19 protein-coding genes are annotated in these 19479 nt (G+C 41.1%); 8 read left to right on the top strand and 11 right to left on the bottom strand.

Annotated elements, in window-relative coordinates; genetic code table 11:
- The first annotated feature begins 75 nt into the window (after positions 1–75).
- Positions 76–690, top strand: a complete 615-nt coding sequence (udk, locus tag HFD85_RS04955; RefSeq protein WP_167605610.1) for a uridine kinase — start codon at positions 76–78, stop codon at positions 688–690.
- Positions 690–1412, top strand: a complete 723-nt coding sequence (locus HFD85_RS04950; RefSeq protein ID WP_167605608.1) for a 3'-5' exonuclease — start codon at positions 690–692, stop codon at positions 1410–1412. Before udk ends, HFD85_RS04950 begins: the two co-directional genes overlap by 1 nt.
- A gap of 13 nt (positions 1413–1425) precedes the next feature.
- Here HFD85_RS04950 and HFD85_RS04945 read toward each other — a convergent pair whose 3' ends face one another.
- The 4 genes from HFD85_RS04945 to uvrB all read right to left on the bottom strand — a co-directional run bounded on the left by HFD85_RS04945 (position 1426) and on the right by uvrB (position 5623).
- The gene (locus HFD85_RS04945) at positions 1426–2235 is read right to left on the bottom strand and encodes a S1/P1 nuclease (RefSeq protein WP_167605606.1); all 810 of its coding nucleotides are present in this window, start codon (positions 2233–2235) and stop codon (positions 1426–1428) included.
- 40 nt (positions 2236–2275) lie between these two features.
- The gene (smpB, locus tag HFD85_RS04940) at positions 2276–2737 is read right to left on the bottom strand and encodes an SsrA-binding protein SmpB (RefSeq protein ID WP_167605604.1); all 462 of its coding nucleotides are present in this window, start codon (positions 2735–2737) and stop codon (positions 2276–2278) included.
- A gap of 151 nt (positions 2738–2888) precedes the next feature.
- Positions 2889–3458 carry a Yip1 family protein gene (locus tag HFD85_RS04935; RefSeq protein WP_167605601.1) on the bottom strand — a complete coding sequence of 190 codons (570 nt, stop codon included), beginning with the start codon at positions 3456–3458 and terminating at the stop codon, positions 2889–2891.
- 125 nt (positions 3459–3583) lie between these two features.
- Positions 3584–5623, bottom strand: coding sequence for an excinuclease ABC subunit UvrB (gene uvrB / locus HFD85_RS04930; protein ID WP_167605599.1), 2040 nt, complete (start codon positions 5621–5623; stop codon positions 3584–3586).
- A gap of 135 nt (positions 5624–5758) precedes the next feature.
- Here uvrB and HFD85_RS04925 point away from each other — a divergent pair, with 135 nt between their 5' ends.
- Positions 5759–6466 (top strand): hypothetical protein, encoded by a 708-nt coding sequence (locus HFD85_RS04925; protein ID WP_167605597.1) that lies wholly within the window; start codon positions 5759–5761, stop codon positions 6464–6466.
- 18 nt (positions 6467–6484) lie between these two features.
- Complete coding sequence (locus tag HFD85_RS04920) at positions 6485–8110, top strand: hypothetical protein (RefSeq protein ID WP_167605595.1); 1626 nt, start codon at positions 6485–6487, stop codon at positions 8108–8110.
- Between the two features lie 191 nt (positions 8111–8301).
- Here the strand turns inward: HFD85_RS04920 and HFD85_RS04915 are convergent, their stop codons facing one another.
- Positions 8302–8907, bottom strand: a complete 606-nt coding sequence (locus HFD85_RS04915; protein WP_167605593.1) for an HAD family hydrolase — start codon at positions 8905–8907, stop codon at positions 8302–8304.
- A gap of 107 nt (positions 8908–9014) precedes the next feature.
- On the opposite strand from HFD85_RS04915, the gene HFD85_RS04910 reads away from it, so the two are divergent.
- From HFD85_RS04910 to HFD85_RS04900, 3 genes are all read left to right on the top strand, one after another.
- Positions 9015–9434, top strand: coding sequence for a hypothetical protein (locus HFD85_RS04910; protein ID WP_167605591.1), 420 nt, complete (start codon positions 9015–9017; stop codon positions 9432–9434).
- 21 nt (positions 9435–9455) lie between these two features.
- On the top strand, positions 9456–9905 hold the full coding sequence (locus HFD85_RS04905; RefSeq protein WP_167605589.1) for a YybH family protein: 450 nt from the start codon (positions 9456–9458) through the stop codon (positions 9903–9905).
- A 253-nt stretch (positions 9906–10158) separates the two neighbouring features.
- On the top strand, positions 10159–11451 hold the full coding sequence (locus HFD85_RS04900; protein ID WP_167605587.1) for an aminotransferase class I/II-fold pyridoxal phosphate-dependent enzyme: 1293 nt from the start codon (positions 10159–10161) through the stop codon (positions 11449–11451).
- Between the two features lie 66 nt (positions 11452–11517).
- On the opposite strand, the gene HFD85_RS04895 is transcribed toward HFD85_RS04900, so the two are convergent.
- The 6 genes from HFD85_RS04895 to HFD85_RS04870 all read right to left on the bottom strand — a co-directional run bounded on the left by HFD85_RS04895 (position 11518) and on the right by HFD85_RS04870 (position 18266).
- A complete protein-coding gene (locus HFD85_RS04895) occupies positions 11518–12141 on the bottom strand; it encodes a cysteine hydrolase family protein (protein ID WP_167605585.1) in 624 nt (207 codons plus the stop codon).
- A gap of 167 nt (positions 12142–12308) precedes the next feature.
- Entirely contained in the window at positions 12309–12761 is a 453-nt protein-coding gene (locus HFD85_RS04890) for a protein-disulfide reductase DsbD domain-containing protein (protein WP_167605583.1), read from the bottom strand.
- A 22-nt stretch (positions 12762–12783) separates the two neighbouring features.
- On the bottom strand, positions 12784–14727 hold the full coding sequence (locus HFD85_RS04885; protein WP_167605581.1) for a protein-disulfide reductase DsbD family protein: 1944 nt from the start codon (positions 14725–14727) through the stop codon (positions 12784–12786).
- Between the two features lie 106 nt (positions 14728–14833).
- Positions 14834–15913, bottom strand: a complete 1080-nt coding sequence (locus HFD85_RS04880; RefSeq protein WP_167605579.1) for a helix-turn-helix domain-containing protein — start codon at positions 15911–15913, stop codon at positions 14834–14836.
- Positions 15914–16211: 298 nt separating this feature from the next.
- Positions 16212–17762, bottom strand: coding sequence for an Rne/Rng family ribonuclease (locus HFD85_RS04875; RefSeq protein ID WP_167605577.1), 1551 nt, complete (start codon positions 17760–17762; stop codon positions 16212–16214).
- Positions 17763–17978: 216 nt separating this feature from the next.
- The gene (locus HFD85_RS04870) at positions 17979–18266 is read right to left on the bottom strand and encodes an HU family DNA-binding protein (RefSeq protein WP_167605575.1); all 288 of its coding nucleotides are present in this window, start codon (positions 18264–18266) and stop codon (positions 17979–17981) included.
- 136 nt (positions 18267–18402) lie between these two features.
- Between HFD85_RS04870 and mutY the strand changes: the two genes are divergently transcribed.
- Positions 18403–19473, top strand: coding sequence for an A/G-specific adenine glycosylase (gene mutY, locus HFD85_RS04865; protein ID WP_167605573.1), 1071 nt, complete (start codon positions 18403–18405; stop codon positions 19471–19473).
- Positions 19474–19479: the final 6 nt, after the last annotated feature.

Raw genomic sequence — 19479 nt, 5'->3', positions numbered from 1 at the left:
AAATTAGTGTTTTCTTAGCATTCCATTTGGCTAATTTGCCCACGGAAAAGAAAGATAACAATTAATTACAAGAACATGCTGATTATTGGCATAGCAGGAGGAACGGGTTCGGGAAAGACCACCGTGGTAAACAAAATTTGTGAGCAGTTTTCGACTGAAGAAGTAGCAGTTCTCTCGCACGACTCCTATTACTACGATAACAGCCACCTCACGCTGGAAGAACGCCGTAAAAAAAACTTCGACCATCCTGAATCAATCGAGTTCGACCTGATGATTGAGCACGTAAAACAATTGCAGCGAGGCGAAGCAATTGAAGAACCGGTTTATTCCTTTATCTCCTGTACACGATCGGCTGAAACAAAACGGGTAGAACCACGCCATGTGCTGATTATTGAAGGTATTTTATGCCTCACCAGCAAAGCCTTGCGCGACCTGATGGACATAAAAGTTTATGTTGATTGCGATTCCGACATCCGGCTTTCGCGTGTTATTCAACGTGATATCCAGGAACGTGGCCGCGATGTTTCCCAAGTGCTTGCCCGTTACGAACAAACAGTTCGCCCAAGTCACCTGCAATTTATTGAACCCACTAAACGCTACGCCGATATCATTGTTCCGCAGGGCGGGAAAAACAAAATTGCTATTCAAATTCTCACCAACCACATTCTTCAAACCTTAATTACCCGGTAATGTTACATAATTTGAACATCGAAGAGATTTTATTCCTTGACATTGAAACTGTTCCTTTGGCGCCTGAATACACCGAACTCACTGAAAAGTGGCAACAATTGTGGGCCCACAAAATGCAGTTCCAGATCAACAACGGTGAACCTGCCGAAGAGCTTTACGACCGGGCAGGTATTTATGCCGAATTTGGCCGTATTATCTGTATTTCGGCCGGTTACGTTACCCAGAAAAAAGGAGAATTGTGGTTCCGTGTAAAATCGTTTTACGATGAAGATGAGAAAATGCTGATCCAGAATTTTTTTAATGCTCTCAGCCGTTTTGCAAAATCAGGAAAACGCAGGCTGTGTGCGCATAACGGACAGGAATTCGATTTCCCGTATATATCGCGCCGGGCACTCGTAAACAACCTGCGCCTGCCTAAAGTACTCGATATGGCCGGGGCAAAACCATGGGAAGTAAAGGATGTTTTAATCGATACCCTGCAGTTATGGAAATTTGGCGATTACAAGCATTATACGTCGCTTTCCTTACTTTGCGAACTCTTCAATATTCCAACGCCGAAAGACGATATCGACGGCAGCCAGGTTGCCAAAGTTTACTGGGAAGAAAATGACATTGACCGGATAATCAAATATTGCGAAAAAGATACGCTTGCAGTTGCCAACCTGCTTTTAAAATACAAAGGCGATAAAGTTATTCCGTTCGAAAATCTGGAAAGTGTGTAGTTGACGATATGGATTATTTTAGATCGCTCAGCTTAAGATCCTTCATTACATCGTTCAGGAAATTCCCCAAACGATAGCCGGCAACATTGATTTGCTGCATCACCAGAGGTTCGAACTGGTGAAAATAATCGTAACCGTAATTTCTGTCGCCCAGATTATCATAGATGAGTTTGGTGTATTCGTGCGTCTCATCAATCCAGCCGACAACAGAAATAGCCGTTTTATCAATCTGGCTGCTGACTACTGCCGATTCGGCAAAACGTGCCAACTCCAGATAGCTAAGAAAAGTAGATTCGATAATATTGGTATCCCAAACGCGATGCAGGTTGGTTTCCTTGCCAAACCATTTTACATCAACCTTATTACCGCCAAGGTCGTCAGCCAAACCAACATGCATGGGTTGGTGGGCATCGGCAACCAGATGGATAATAAATTTTAATGCGACAGCTTTTTCTTCTTTGGTCGCGTTTTTAGCCTTCAACGTGCTGATCATGTCGTTCATAACCGTCACCAAATCGCCCTGTTCGTTTTTGTCCGACGTTTCATAGGTTTTCTCAAAAGGCATGTTTACGTAATGCGGCACACGCGATAAGGGATTATCTCGTTCTGAACGTACATCGTCGGCATAAGTGCCGTAGAGCGGCAGGTAACTGTCACCAAGCAGTGCTTCTATTTTCTTTTTAGTTGATTTGTCAAGTTGCTGATTGGCAATTTCGGCAATGGCTCTGTGTCCGTTGGCCCCCCACCCCAAGGCTTCTAAGTTGAGCGAAAGCGTTAGAACTAAAGCTAAAAACAATGCCTGTATTTTGTGTAACTTCTTCATTCGGTTTTAATTTTTACCACAACTTAACACATAAAATCGTCTAATGTTTCATCATTCGGTCGATATCGCGCTTGGCATCCTTGGTTTTTAATGATTCCCGTTTGTCGTAGGTCTTTTTACCACGCGCCAGTGCAATTTCCAGTTTTGCCAATCCCTTGTCGTTCACAAAGAGTTTAACAGGAACAATGGTGAATCCCGATTCCTTGGTTTTCTTTTCCAGCTTTTGAATTTCCTTCCTGTTCAGCAATAATTTCCGGTCGCGTTTGGCTATGTGGTTGTTTATGTTCCCCATTTCGTACTCAGCAATGTGCAGGTTGATTACATACAATTCACCGCGTATAACCTGACAATACGAATCGGTTAGGTTCACCTTCCCGCTCCTGATGGATTTTATTTCGGTACCAACCAGCATCATACCCGCAACAAAACGTTCTACCAATTCATATTCGAACGTCGCCTTACGGTTTTTAATACTGATATTTTGCTGATTATTGTGTGCCATATTTTTTAGAATTGAGTACTAAGATACGAGTGTTGAGATTTGAGTACAGCGTACAATCTTTGCTCAATTTTGAGATACTCTTTTAATATTTAATCAATTTTACAAATCCTTGCTTTTTCTCATTACTCACTACTATTTACTCTTATCTGATTTAATAATATGCATTTAGCAATTTTGATAGCAGAACACTTAAAAAGCTGAACACAAAAAAGTTAGCTACTATCGTAATTAAAATGTAACTGTTCTCTTTATTTTCCGGGAAAGTGAGTAGTTCTTTCACCCCGATCCAGAAGATGTAAAAACTGTACACGCCAAGAATATCCAGCACGTACAGAAACGGGAAAAGACCGGTAACAACCGAAACCAGCAACAAGGGAGTCATAGAATATACCACCAGTTTACGAGCAATATCAATTTGCTTTTCGGCTCCGAACGACTTCATCAGTTCAGTGGTTAAAAACACACTGATGAAATACTGAGAAATAAAAAGCAGGATTTCGCGCAAAGCTTTCAATAGCGGATATTCGATGAAGAAATCCGTGCGTTTAAAAAACTCTCCAACGAAAACTGCCACCGCCACAACCAGCAAAATCGGCAGCATGTACAACAGCCACAACGTTTTACTGTTTTCTGAATTTTCTTTAATTGCTTTCCAGAAATCAGTTGGAGTAAAGATCAGTTCTTTTACTTGTGTAATTATGTTCGAAAATGAAAATTCCATTCCCTTAAAATTTGCGGCTAAATTACACTTTAAATCAAATTTAGGAAAATTTTCATCTTGCGCAGTAAACAAAACGAAAGATACATCAGGTTCCGAAAAGCGAAGATTATGCAGTCAACCTTGTTTTATTGTGCTTTCTTTTCAGCCTCGCGTTTCCGCTCCTGAAGAATATTCTGCAAAGCAAACATTTCGTCGCGCAGTCGGGCAGCTTCAATAAAATCGAGCTCTTTTGCGGATGCTTTCATTTGTTTTTCGGTTTTGTCGATCGCTTTCTGCAAGCCGTCGATGCTCATGTACTGCACCACCGGATCGGCAGCAATATCGGGCTGTCCCAGTCCGCCTTCGTACTGTGGTTGTTTATCGCTGCGGTATTCGTAACCGATAATTTCGCGTGTTGGTTTTATAATCGCGGTTGGCGTAATGTTGTTTGCCTCATTGTATTTCAATTGTTTTTCGCGGCGGTAATTTGTCGAGTCAATGGTCCTCCGCATCGAATCGGTAATCTTATCGGCGTACATGATCACCATTCCGTTAAGGTTACGCGCAGCACGTCCTGCTGTTTGTGTTAAAGATCTTTCTGAACGAAGGAAACCTTCTTTATCGGCATCAAGTATGGCAACCAGCGAAACTTCAGGCAAATCCAGTCCCTCGCGAAGCAAGTTGATCCCCACCAAAACATCAAACTCGCCTTTTCGCAACTGCTCCATAATTTCAATACGCTCCATGGTATCGACATCCGAGTGAATGTAGCGCGTTTTAACGCCCATGTTCACGAGGTATTTCGACAGTTCCTCGGCCATTCGTTTGGTTAAGGTAGTCACAAGAACGCGCTCATTTTTTTCAATTCTGAGGTTGATCTCGTGCATCAGGTCATCAATCTGGTTGGTACTTGGTCGAACATCGATGATCGGATCGAGCAAACCCGTCGGGCGAATGATCTGTTCAACCACTATCCCTTCGCATTTGGCCAGTTCGTAATCGGCCGGAGTTGCGCTGACATAGATCGTTTGGTTCACCAGGTTTTCAAACTCCTCGAATCGCAACGGTCGGTTGTCAATTGCAGCAGGTAATCGAAATCCATATTCCACCAGGTTGACTTTTCGTGAATTATCACCACCATACATGGCTCGAATCTGCGGAATGGTCACGTGGCTTTCATCAATTACGGTCAGAAAATCATCGGGAAAATAATCGAGTAAACAGAACGGACGGGTACCTGCTGCCCGGCCATCGAAATAACGCGAGTAATTCTCAATTCCGGGGCAATAACCCAATTCACGCATCATTTCCATATCGTATTCGGTGCGTTCGAGAATGCGTTTTGCTTCGAGTGGCTTGCCAATTTCTTTAAAAAATTCTACTTGTTTTACCAAGTCATCCTGAATGTGGTGAATGGCCGACTTCATTCGGTCTTTAGTGGTCACAAATATATTGGCCGGATAAATCTTCACCTGATCCATGCTTTCGATGGTCAATCCATCTACCGGATCGAAACTGTTGATTTCCTCGATCTCATCGCCCCAAAAAGTAATTCGGTATGCCACATCGGCATAAGCCGGAAATATGTCCACTGTATCACCCTTAACCCGAAAATTACCACGTTGAAAATCCACTTCACTTCGGGAGTACAAAGCTTCCACCAATTGATGCAGCATAACATTTCGTGAAATCTTCTCGCCAACAACAATGCTGGTAACGTTGGCATGAAAATCTTCGGGATTACCAATTCCGTATAAACACGACACCGATGAAACCACGAGCACATCGCGCCTTCCGGAAAGCAAGGAAGATGTTGCACTCAAGCGCAGTTTTTCGATATCCTGGTTAATGGAAAGGTCTTTTTCGATATAAGTATCGGTTGTTGGCAAATAAGCTTCAGGCTGGTAATAATCGTAGTACGAAACAAAATATTCCACTGCATTATTCGGGAAAAATTGTTTCATTTCGCTGTACAACTGCGCTGCCAGAGTTTTGTTGTGGCTTAGCAACAAAGTTGGTCGCTGAACTTCTTTAATAACATTGGCCACGGTAAAAGTTTTTCCCGATCCTGTTACACCTAACAAGGTCTGAAACCGCTCTCCGTTCACGATTCCTTCAACCAGTTGCTTAATGGCTTCCGGCTGATCGCCAGTGGGTTTATAATCAGATACTACCTTAAAATCCATACACGAATATAGACAAACTTAAAAGTAAATTAAACCGCTATCAAAATTTATCTTTGACATTTTTCCTATTTTTAGCGAACCATTAAATCACTTTAACGTTTTCAAAACGTGGACAACATTAACCAAATTTCTAAAATGAAAAGATTCTGTACCCTCGCCTTTATGGCTGTTTTGCTCATGTACGGCCTTCATGTTTCGGCTCAGGACGATCAATTTCCAACCAGCTACAAAACAACAGATTTCAGTGGATTTTACCTGGGTGGCAATGCGTCGACCAATGGCTGGGGCTTTAATGCCAAATATGTGTTTAATAACTGGTTCGCCCTAAAAACCGGTTTCGAAACAATGAATTTTACGCACAACTTCGATTTTGATGAAAACGGAATTGACTACAATGCTTATTTCGATTACCAAAGTGGCGGCGTTTTATTCCTGGGCGATTTTAGTTACACCAAAAACCTCTACATCTCTACCGGAATTATTGCTAATTCGTTTAAGCCTGCTGTTGACGGACGGGCCGTTGGAGATTACCAGTTAGGCGATATTACTATTCCTGCTGAAGATATCGGTACATTCAGCATGAATATGAAACCGGGACTAAAAGTTTCGCCCTACGTTGGAGCCGGTTATCAGGCTTTTATGGGACGGGCCAAACGTCTGACCTTCAATTTTGAAATGGGCATTTATTACATGGGAGCTCCTGTATTGACAATTGAATCCGACGGATTATTGTCGCCAACTTCCGATCCTGCATTTGGACAGGCAGAATACCTTTCCGACCAGTTCAGCGCGTACAAAATCTACCCTGTAATAAAGCTTAACCTCGCTTACCGGATATTTTAACCTTTAAAATCACAGATCATGAAAAGTAACTTACTAAAATACAAAAACACACTTCTTAGTTTTATTCTGCTATTACTGTTTTCGGGTTGTGGCGACATGTTCGACAATCCGTTAAAGGATAAAGAAACAGGAGAAGATATAAATCTGCTGATCGTAGATCTTAACATTTTTACCACCCCGATGACCTACAAGGTTATCGATGTTGCAAGCAACGAACAAATAACCGAAGAAGCCCGTGTTTGGTTTACCGGAACCAATGCCGGCGACATTGTAACTTTTGCAGGCGAAAAAGAATCCGAATTTCTGACATCGCAGGGACAACTGGAACTGACCGTTGATCCGTATGTGCCATTTTCGGAAAGCTCGCCACTTGATTTTACAGTGCATGTTGAAGTGGACGGTTATCAAACCTTCACGCAAAATATTCAGGTAAACATTGAAGGAACAAAAACCTATGAATTGTACCTGTCGCCAGTTTCAGGTGGCGATGAAGAAACTTTAAACGGAGAAGACAGTGGCGATTCATTCATTTTCTCGGTTTTTGGTGTTACCAAATCGGCGAGTGTTGGGAAAGATTATAAAGTGAATTACAAAATCTTAAAAGAAGACCTGATCAACTTTAAAGATGCCAGCGGGCAGACTTTATTCGGTAGTGTAGAAGAATTGGAAGCAGCTGCCAAAGCCAGTCCTACGGGATTCATACAACTTACTTTTGATATAAAAACCGGATTTCCGGCAGCCACCGACAAGGTGTTGGAGAATGGTTCGGAAAAAGTGGCCCTGTTTCAACGACTCGAAATTGGCGATCTGGTTAGACTAACCGTCGGCGGACGCACCGTTAAAGATTTAAACGGCGGAAAAATTTCCCAAAGTTGTACCTACACCGGAACAACAGCACCCGATCTTTTTGGCTTTGCAAGCACAATTGGTGATGCCTGGAGTATTTCTGCAGTTACGGTGGAGCATTACAACCTGAATCTATCCTACATCCTGGCCAGTGCCTCGATCGACGACATTTGCGGGATCGGGGGTACACTTAATTTTTCTTCGAATTCAAAAACCAGTTTTTCAATTGATGCCGACATTTATAACTCGGCTGGTCAACTCATAAAGACAACTAATTTTAAAGGAACGTTCCCCCAAAGCATTACTTTGGAAAATGTTCCGAACACAGCGGCAACTATCGTTTTCCGAGACAATAATCCGGCGTTTAAGGCAATTGCTTCGCTTGAAGTTGATAACCTGTGCAGCGGAAGCTACAATGTTGATGTTGAAGCGGAAGACGGTTATGTGGAGTACCTGATTGTGTTGAAAGCATTTTGCTCGGGTGAACCGACCATTGCACTGGCACCGACTTACAGTGCAGAAATAAGGATTAAAGACAGTGGCGATCCCTGGCAGGGAATTTATATGAAAGGTGGCGTTGTAGACATTCTGGCCAAAGCCAACGAAGATTACGAGATTCGCTTTTTATGGCAAGAAAACTGGGAACACGATGAATTTAGTACCGACTTTGATGCGAACGGCAATTACCTGAATTCGTCTACTTCGAATATCACTTCGGAAACCATGGACGACGGAAGAATCAAAATCCTTATCGAACACCTTTTTGAACAGGATGTTTGCGACGATTTGAACTGGTAATTTTATTGAAGTACTGAAGACGTCCGAAAGGATTACTTCACTTCCTCTGATTCTCCGGAAATTCTGTATCATTGAAAGTACAGGATTTCCGGATAATTATTGATAGGCGCCTCTTTTGTCACCGCACTAAAATACGGCGCAAAAAACAACCATCCCGAAATTCCGTTCTTTACAACAATTAAAATTAGCGACTAGACCCGAACAGTATCGTCGAAATAATCAGTAACCAAAGTAGCCATCATTCCGGCTGCTTTCGCAGCCTGCATACCCGGCTGACCGTCTTCGAAAACCTGGCAATGCTCAGGCGCAACGCCCATTAGTTCGGCACAGCGAAGAAAAGTATCCGGGTGTGGTTTATGCTTCTCCACATCTTCGGCTGAAACAAGAATATCAAAATATTTATCGAGTCCTATTATTTGCAGGGTTTTCCAGGCCAAACGGTGATAGCCTCCCGTTCCAACCGACATCGGGAGTTTACCGTGATACTTTTTCACCAGTTCCACAACCGGCTCGATGGGCTTCATCTGGTGCATGATTTTTTCGTACTCGGCTTCTTTGGCATTCCCAACCTCTTCAGGAACAAGCGAAGTACCAAACATTTCATTTATTCTTTCGATGGTACCAAACGCAGGAACACCCGCAAGCGACATAAAAGTTTCATAGGTGTAATCAATTCCGTATTGGCTCAAAATGTGTTGGTAAGCCAAAAAATGCACCTGCATTGTATCGGCCAGGGTACCGTCGAGGTCAAAAATAAGTGCCCTGGCTCTGCTATCTATATCCAATTCTTTCTTCATGCTTCATTGTTTCTGGTGCCGAAATTAATCTTTTCCTACCGCGAATTGGAATAAGCTTTTTAATTTCACAAAAATTTTAACCTTTGTTCTAACTAAATTAAAATTCAATGAACCAGGTATTTTTATACACCTTCCCGCAATGGATCGTATTTGCAGCGTTGTTTGTAATAGTTTACGGATGGGTAGAGCAAAAAAAAGTGTTCCGGCTGACAGGTGAAGCCATGTTCATTCTGTTGGGCATTTTTGCGTTAATTGTCCTGTTGGGCGATTTCCTCGCAGCTGGCAATTTTTTAACTCCTGAGGAAGTTGTCGCCGAAGAATTGAACGACGAAATTCTGAATGAAGTGCCGATTGAAGCTAAGTTGTTTCCTGCATATTTGGGATTCCTGATTGCCGGGATTATGGCCATTCCTACATTCCTACTCGAATGGAAAAACCATAAACGAGCCAGTACGCTTGTTGTAATAACAAGTGTGGTAGCCTTATTAGGTTTCTTTATAATTGTTGGAGCCCTTCGCATGGTTTAAACTTATTTATTTCAGGTTGAAATGAAAATTAGCAAACTGCATTTACTCGTTTTGATTATGTTTCTCACCGCTTGTAACGTGCAAAACAATAAGCGAACAGATAAAGCCAAACAGGAAATTATTGAAGCTGAAAGAGCTTTTAACAACATGGCCGAAAATGAAGGAATTGCTGCAGCGTTTTTACATTTTGCAGCCGACAGTGCGGTTCTGATGCGCAACAATAAACTAATAGTTGGCAAAGTGGCCATTGAAAAAAGTTTTGGGAATAGCTTGGCAAAACAGGAAGGCGTAAGTTTAACCTGGGAACCTGACTTTGTTGATGTTGCAAAATCGGGAGATTTGGGCTATACCTACGGAAAATATATCTATTCAGTAACAGATTCATCCGGCGTAACCAGCCGCGACACGGGTATTTTTCACACCGTTTGGAAACTCCAGGAAAATGGCGAATGGAAATTTGTTTGGGATTAAATAGCAGGTAATAGCAAGTCGTTCATCATTCCAAACCCAAATATAAATCCAGGTAAGATGAAGTTTTTGCCGAAACGATTGAGTTTCAAAAGCTACAATTTTCCTTGTCAATAATCTCTGCTCAATCAGAATGTTAGCATATTATCAAAAATAAAAGCAAGTTGCGAACACTACCCGCCAATATAATATTCAATTTTCTATCTTGCGTAAAAATTGAGGTACTTAACAAAACAGACTAAAAGATTAATTCATTATGAATCCACAGGCAGCTGAACTAAACAGCGTAATCCAGGAAAAAAGCAGTATTGTTTTTGAAATGCTTTCCGAAAGGGGCAAAAGCATATTTTTCCCGAAAAAGGGAATTTTAGGTCAAACCGCCGAAGCTAAAGGAACAAAGATTAACGCCACAATTGGAGCCGCCGTTGAAGACGATGGCACACCGATGCGTTTGGAAGCCATTGCATCAAAGATCAACCTCGATCCGTCGCTGGTTTTTCCCTATGCACCAAGCTTTGGCCGCCCTGATATTCGCGCCAAGTGGAAAAGCATGATTTACGATAAAAACCCGTCCTTAAGCGGAGTGGAACTTAGCTTACCGGTTGTTACCAACGCGTTGACGCATGGTATTAGCATGGCGGGCTATATGTTTCTGGATCCTGAGGATGAAGTGATTGTTCCCGACCTTTTCTGGGGAAATTACAACCTGACACTGACCAATGCTTATGGTTCGGCAATCACCAAATTCAACCTGTTTAAAGATGGTGGATTCGATTTGGAAGCTTTTGAAGCCAAATTGAATGAAGGTGGAATTGGCAAAAAAGTCGTGATCCTCAATTTTCCGAATAATCCATCGGGTTATACGCCAACCGATGCTGAACAGGATGCTATTGTTGAAATTATAAACGCTTCTGCTGACAAAGGAAATAAAATTGTTGCCATTATCGACGACGCCTATTTTGGACTGGTTTACGAAGAAGGAATTGCCAAAGAAAGTATCTTCTCGCCATTGAGCCAGTTGCACGAAAATGTTCTGGCAGTTAAGGTTGACGGCGCTACCAAGGAAGATTATGTTTGGGGTTTCCGTGTTGGATTTATCACCTATGGAATAAAAGGCGGTGATGCGGCATTATACAGTGCACTTGAATCAAAAACCGCCGGTGCTATCCGTGGAAACATTTCGAATGCAGCCAATATTTCGCAATCGTTGTTGCTGGCAGCTTTCGAAAGCCAGGAATATGCCGATCAGAAAGCAGCCAAGTACAACATCATGCAAAAACGCTACGATGCCGTTAAAGCTGCCTTACTGGAAGAAAAATACCTGGAATACTTTGAGGCTTTGCCATACAACTCGGGCTATTTTATGTGTGTGAAGCTGACTGAAGGATTAAATGGCGACGAAATTCGTCAGCTATTGATAGAGAAATACAGCATTGGCCTGATCAGTTTGGGTAATGTGCTTCGTATTGCTTTCTCAGCTGTTGCCGCTTCCGATGTAAAAGAAATGTTCGAAGGTATTTACAATGCATGTAAAGACTGTAAAGAATAGTCAAAGCGTTCAATCGCAGTTGACAGTGAAAGAGCCGTTTCATAACGAAACGGCTCTTTTTTATTTCTAACTTAAAAGTTCGTCGAGTTGTGCAGCAGTGATCATTTTCACGCCCAGCTTTTCCCATTTATCAAATGGCAAAGGAATATTCGGCAGTTCCTTTATTGCATCTTCAACTACAAAAACTTTATCTACTCGTCTGGCCAATCCAATTACCGCATCGTTGACACAAACATTCGTTGTAACTCCGTAAACCACTACTGTTTCAGGAGCAATTAATTCAACAATTTTATCCGTGTAAGGATTTCCGGCAAAAACATCAAATGCATCTTTTCTGATCACAACATTTCTGTGTGTCTTTACTTCATCTAACGAGAAATATTCTTTGTTCCAGTCGAATACAAGCGGATCTTCCGGTTTGGTTTCAGCAACATATTCTGCACCTTCTGTATCTGCCATGCAATGTTCAGGAAAAGTGAGAATAAAGTCAGGCTCTGCAGAAAGCTCTGCCGAATTGGGATAGTGAAAATCTGCAGTATTTACTACCTGAATATTATTATGAGCCGCGAATTCAGTAAGCTGTTTCAATGCCGGTTTAATTTGTTCTGCTCCCGGGGCATATAATTTCCCGCTGGGTTCCATAAAATCAACCTGCGTATCAACATTCCAGAATAACAATCCTCGTTTCATTTCAAACCTGTTTTAATTTCTCTAAAGTTATTGGCTTTTAAACTTTCAACCAAAAAGCCTGTGCAACAAAATTTTAGTTAACCACAGACAAATGCAAATAAAAAAAACCACCTGCAAACTGCTAAAAAAGTTTACAGGTGGTTTTACCTTCTATCGCGTGAGTTGTGTTACTTGATCACAAACTCAAACTCTTCGTCGGTGGGCGGCGTACACATGTCGTCGTTACAGCTCATCCACTGAATGTACCCTGCAACTTTTGCCGGCTTTTCTGTCACCCAGATTTTATGAGAAATAGTAGCGGTTTCTTTGAAATAGGTTACTTCCATATCGAAGATCTTGTCGTGCATCTTTTTTGAAGGAGTAACTTCAACCGGTTTTCCAACCTTTTTACAATTTTCCGTGGTTTCGAAATTGAACGAAGTTTTTATCGGGCCACCATCGGCCATGTTCACACCATACAATTTAAAACCCGGATCGATCTTAGCCTTTGCCACAATCTCGTATTGATTGCCACCTGGCAACTCTTTAATTTCGATGTCCCATTTTACGGGAACGATCATTTGTGCCTGAGCCATTACCGCCAGAAAAGCGATTACTGCTGTAAATAATACCTTTTTCATGTATATAGTTCTTAATTTGTTGTTACTTGTTTCTGTTCATTTCCAATCCGGTTTTCAACCAGGAAATAAATTCCTCAGGATCAGAATTATATCCATACCCTTCAACCAATTCTGTTTCATTTTGGTCGAGGATAACGTAATAGGGTTGTGTGTTTCTGTGAAACCGCGATATCTGAAAATCCGTCCATTTATTTCCCACTGTGCGTACCTTCTTACCTGTTGTTTCCGAAATGTATTGTTCGCTTTCCGGTAGTTTTTCTCTCAGGTCGACAAATAACGATACCACTACGTAGTCCTCAAGAAACATCTTCTTAACTTCCGGGTCTACCCAAACATTGTCCTCCATTTTCCGGCAGTTTGTACAACCTTTTCCTGTAAAATCGATTAACAAGGGTTTACCCGTTTTAATCGATTCCGACAAAGCTTTGTCGTAATCTTCATACAACGGAATTCCGTGCGGACCAATATGTTTACCCGGATCAACGTTCACCGAAGAAGTGGCTACGCCCTGAACCTGTGATTTACCTACCCCCTGCGGTGATTCGGCATAATCGACAGGAGGAGGGAATCCGCTGATCATTTTCACAGGTGCTCCCCATAAGCCCGGAATCATATAAATAACAAAGGCAAATACCATGGTTCCCAACACGAACCTTGAAACAGGTAAATGGGTCATTGGCGAATCGTGTGGTAATTTTATTTTTCCCCATAAATAAAGTGCCAATCCCATGAAGATTGCGATCCAAATAGCCAAATATTCTTCGCGTTCCAAAATTCTCAAATCGAGTACCATATCAGCTATCGACAGAAATTTAAATGCAAAAGCAAATTCAAGGAAACCGAGAACTACTTTAACAGAATTCAACCAACCACCCGATTTTGGCAGTGAATTCAACCAACCCGGGAAGGCTGCGAACAAGGCGAAAGGAATGGCCAGTGCCGATGAAAATCCTAACATTCCTACAACCGGTGCCATACCACCGCTTCGTGCCGCTTCAACAATCAAAGCTCCAACGATCGGTCCCGTGCATGAGAACGAAACCAAAGCCAAAGCAAAAGCCATAAAGAAAATACCTATTAATCCACCTTTGTCTGCTTTACGATCAACAGCATTCACCCAGCTGCTTGGCAATACAATTTCAAATGCCCCCATAAATGAAAAGGCAAAAACGAATAACAGTAAGGCGAAGAATATGTTAAACCATGGATTTGTGGAGAGATTATTTAAACTTTCGGCACCAAATACGGCTGTTACAACCGTACCCAATATCACATAAATAATGATGATTGAAAGCCCGTACCAGATTCCGTTTCTAATACCGCCTGCCTGCGTTTTACTTTGTTTTGTAAAGAAGCTTACCGTCATCGGTATCATCGGGAAAACACATGGAGTAAGCAAAGCTGCCAATCCACCCAAAAATGCTATAAAGAATATACTCCAGTAATTGCGTTTTTGGCCACCTGCATCATCCGAATCTGTATCAGCCTGAACCGTAGTTGCTGCTGCAGCGTTACCGCCGTCCAATTTAAAGTTGAACTCCTGATCCATTGGCGGAGTGCAGGTTTCGTCGTTACAACTCATAAATTCAACGTAACCATTTACGATGCCGGAAGTTCCTGTGAGTTTCACGCGTTGTTTGAAGGTTACTTCTTTCTCGTAATATTTTACATCGAGCTGAAACGAAGGATCGAACTTGTCGATAGCTTCTTTATCGGCTGATATCTCACCTGATAATTCAGTGTTTTCTAAACCTTCAAAATAAAAAGTAGTTTGAATTGGACCACCTTCAGGAAGTTCGGTGGCATAAAGGTGCCAGCCCTCATCAATTTTGGCTGTCAATAATAAATCGTATTCAGTTTCTGAAACTTTATTTTGCGAAAAACTCCAGGTTACTGGTTCAACTACCTGTGACCTGGCCGCTATGGCCAAAACAAAAAGAAACAGTGCAAGTGTAATTTTTCTCATCTATAGAATATTTTTTTTTTTGGATTCGTATTACAGCGAACAATAATAGGAAATTTAGGCATCGCAGATGAGTAGTAGCCGGATTGAAATAGGGACTAGACCCCCTTTATTGTCCAACAATCTGTCTGAAATAATCGATTGCCTCTTTACGCGTAGTCACATTTAATTGTCTGTAAATGTTGTTGATATGCGTTTTTACGGTACTTACCTCAACAAATAATTCCTGCGCAATCTCTTTATTGGTTTTACCATTGGCCAACATGCCTAAAATTTCCTGCTGTTTCGTGGTTAAACTGTCGTAAAGGGATTTCGGATTAAGGTTGGCCTGGCTAAACTTGAGTTTCCTTTTTGTTACGATCAACCAAACCGTAAACACCAATAATAAAACGATGATAAATGACTCAGCAATAATTAGCTGGTCTTTCCACTTGGGCTGAATTCCAGGCATTTCACAAACGTAATCGCGAAAACCGATCAGTTCTTTCAGCAAGTCATTATAAGCATCGGTGTAGGTATTTATTGGAAACTGGTCTTCCAGTTTTTGTTGAAAGTCAAAGTAAAACTCACTGTTAAGCAAAAAATCAGTGTTCTTATCATCGATATGATACAGTGCATAAAGCCCGACAAGCGCATTCTCCTGGCTGCTTACAAACTGACGAATATAGGCTGTCATATCATTGGTCAGGAAATCCCTTCTCACCTTTGTTAAATCACCCGTCAGCATTTTGCCGCGTCGCACATATTCGCGATCGAAATTCAAAATATCCAGGTTTTCCTTCACTGCACTTCCGGCAAGCCCATCAATCACCAAGGCGTTATTGCTTACACTTGCCTGCAACTCAATGGTTGAATTTCTGTCGAGTAGCAGGTGAATGTAATTTCTGTTCTCAGTGGTATTAAACTCAACAAGCGAAATATCTGCTTTCACCAGATAGAGTCGATAAAACCCAGGATTTTCGGGAACGTCATCGGTTCTTATTTCAAAGCTCCCATCGGCTTGAATAAATGTTTCAGCAAGAATAAAGTCAGGGGAAGCTACAAACAAATCAACCGGAGAATTTAAAGCTGCCAGGAAAACTACCGGTTGCCAACCTTCCTCCAGGCTGATACGTCCTTTGATTTCCATGGCATTTATCTGCCACGAAAGAAAAAGAAACAAAAGCAGGAAAATCTTCCGGTAATTCATCATAATTTATTTGATTGGTTCGAAAATAAGCAAAACAGTACAATTGAACGGTCTTTATCGAAATAATATTTTAAAATCCGGATTAAAGAATTAAACCTGAATTTCAACTTTTATCCACAATCGACTGACTGCATCTATAATTTTCAGCTGATCAGCTATTGATCATTTGATAAAGATAAAATGTAGCCTCCTCATATAAACTTCGGGTGTTTTCTATCAATCTCAGGGGTACTATTGTGCTTTGAACATAGGTAAGCTTCGGATAAAAAAAAGCCGTTCATTACTGAACGGCTCCTTTTCACAAGATTATTTCTTCCATGCTTTCATCGTAGAAGTGATATTCCAAATACGAATATGCACTGTTTCCTTCCACCTTCACCCATTTCAAATACTTTGAGAACCATTTGTTTCTCGGGCTTTTGAGTCCTTTCGTTAGATAGGCAGCCATAAATGGATGAACTTTCAAGGATAATTTCTTTTTATTCAGCTCCTTAAGAGCGTATTTTACTTTGCCGTTAATATCGTCGGCAAATAAGATAGAGGGCACTATTTTACCACTTCCGTTACAGGTCGGGCAGCTTTCTGCCGTTTCAATATTTTCTTCCGGTCTTACACGTTGCCGGGTGATCTGCATTAAACAGAATTTACTGAGTGGTAAAATGTTGTGCTTAGTCCGATCCCTCGCCATCACCTCCTTCATGTAATCATTTACTTTCTGGCGGTTGGCGGCGACATGCATGTCGATGAAATCAATAACTATGATTCCACCCATGTCTCTCAGCCTTAATTGTCTTGCTATTTCATCGCAGGCGGCCAGGTTCACTTCCAGTGCATTCGATTCCTGGTCGTTTCCGGCTCTCGCGCGGTTCCCGCTGTTAACATCTATTACATGAAACGCTTCGGTATGTTCTACGATTAAATAGGCACCATCTTTAAAAGAAACGGTTTTGCCAAACGACGCCTTTATTTGTTTTTCGATGCTATAGTGCTCGAAAATAGGACGGCGTCCTTTGTAGTACTTGACAATTTTTTGCTTGTCAGGTGCAATGCTACCTATGTAATCGGCAATTTCTTCGAACGCCGACTGTTCGTTTACAATAATGCTGTTAAAGTCAGGATGATAAATGTCGCGCAATAGAGCGGTTGTACGGTCCAGTTCACCGATAATTAGTGACGGTACCTGTGCCCTGCTAAGCTTGTGAAATGTTGTTTCCCACTTATCGACCAGGCGTCGCAGCTCTTGATCGAGTTCTGCTACTTTTTTTCCTTCGGCTACAGTTCGGATAATCACCCCGTACTTTCGGGGCTTAATGCTTTGTACCAGTTTTTTTAACCGGTTTTTTTCTTCGTTGGTTCTAATCTTTTGCGATACTGAAATCTTGTCGCTAAATGGCATTAGAACCAGGTTTCGGCCTGCTATTGAAATCTCTGATGTTAGTCGTGGCCCTTTCGTTGAAATGGGCTCTTTGGCAACTTGTACCAGTATTTTCTGGCCTACTTTTAATAGCTCGTTTACTTTACCTTCCTTGTTAATATCAGGTTCTGACTTAATTCTTGCGATGGAAGAAACCTTGTTTTTTCGTGATGAAACTATTCGCAGGAATTTGTTTAATGTGGCAAACTGTGGCCCCATGTCAAGGTAATGTAAAAAAGCGTCTTTGCTGTAACCTACGTCGATAAACGCGGCGTTTAAGCTGGGCATTATTTTTTTTACTTTTCCGAGGTAAATATCCCCGACGGCAAACTTTGCCCCGCTTTTTTCTCTTGTTAATTCTACAAGCTTTTTATTCTCCTGTAAAGCAATAACAATTTCGGATGGAGTTACATCAATTATTAAATCGCTACTCACAACCTAAATTTTAAACTGTAATTTTATTGGTTAATACTACTATTTAAACAGATTAAACCTAAAGCAACATTGCTTTAGGTTTAATCATCATCGCTAAAGAATTCTATCTTAACAGAACTCTATTTTTTCTTTTTGTGCCTGTTTTTACGCAATCTTTTTTTGCGCTTATGAGTGGCCATCTTATGTCTCTTTCTCTTCTTTCCGCTTGGCATAACTCTATTTTTTTACTTGGTTCTTAACTTCCGATACAAATGTTTTAGCTGGCTTGAACGAAGGAATATTGTGAGCTGGAATGATAATCGTTGTATTTTTTGAAATATTTCTTGCAGTTTTTTCTGCTCTCTTTTTCACAACAAAACTACCGAAACCTCTTAAATATACATTTTTTCCATCTACCAATGAATCTTTTACTGTTTCCATAAAAGCTTCAACTGTTTTCTGAACAGTTACTTTTTCAATTCCAGTTTCTTTCGAAATTTCGTTTACAATATCTGCCTTTGTCATCTCTTAAAATATTTATTTTTAATATATTAATCGTTTTTAATCGAGTGTGCAAAAATAAAAATAATTTAAAAACCGAAAAGCTTTTTCAAATAAATTATTTTTGTTTTTCTCAAGATTTTTAGTGGGTTAGAAGAAAATGCAGCATTTATCAGGGGCAATTTACAATTGGTACAGAAAAAACAAACGTGATTTACCGTGGCGTCAAACAAGTGATCCGTATAAAATATGGATTTCCGAAATCATCCTCCAGCAAACCCGAATTGACCAGGGGAGTTCATATTACCTTAAGTTTACCGATACATTTCCGACAATAATTGATCTGGCCAATGCGCCGGAAGATAAGGTGCTAAAACTATGGCAGGGACTTGGTTATTATTCGCGGGCGAGAAACCTGCATCGTGCAGCCAAAGAAATTGCAGAAAAATACGACGGTGTTTTTCCTTCTGAATATAATAATATAAGAATGCTGCCCGGAGTTGGGCCATACACTGCCGCTGCGGTGGCTTCCATTGCATTTCAACGTCCCTATCCGGCGGTCGACGGAAATGTGTACCGGGTACTGTCGCGTTACTTCGGAATTGAAACTCCCATCGATTCAACCATTGGGAAAAAAGAGTTCCTTGAACTGGCGGAAACACTGATTGAAGGAAGCGACCCGGGAATGCACAACCAGGCCTTTATGGAATTCGGCGCACTGCAATGTACTCCTAAAAATCCCGATTGCAGGAATTGCCCCTTGCAACAATCGTGTTATGCTGTAATAAATAAGAAGGTTGAATTCCTCCCGGTGAAGGAAAAGAAAACGAAACAAAGTACACGCTACTTTTATTATTACCTGATAGAACAGGGTGATGCTATCTTTATGGAAAAACGCATCGGGAATGATATTTGGAAAAACTTATACCAGTTACCACTTACTGAAACACAAAATGCCCTTACCGACAAACAAATTATTCAGCAAAAAATACCCGCACTGCCAAGTAATACAACTTTTAATGTAGTTTCGGTTTCGGAAGCAAAAAAACACATTTTAAGCCATCAGATTATTTGGGCAAAATTAATCCGGGTTGAAATTTCGAAAGATGTTACAATTGAAAATCCATTCGTTAAGGTAAATAAAAAAGATATTTCTAAATTTGCTGTACCCAGGTTACTGGAAATCTTTTTAGAAGCTGTTGATTTTAATGATAAACATGACAAATATTAATCAATA

Origin of the sequence: Maribellus sediminis, assembly GCF_011799805.1 — a bacterium.
GTDB classification, from domain to species: Bacteria; Bacteroidota; Bacteroidia; order Bacteroidales; family Prolixibacteraceae; genus Draconibacterium; species Draconibacterium sediminis_A.
This window is presented reverse-complemented; position numbering and strand designations above follow the sequence as displayed.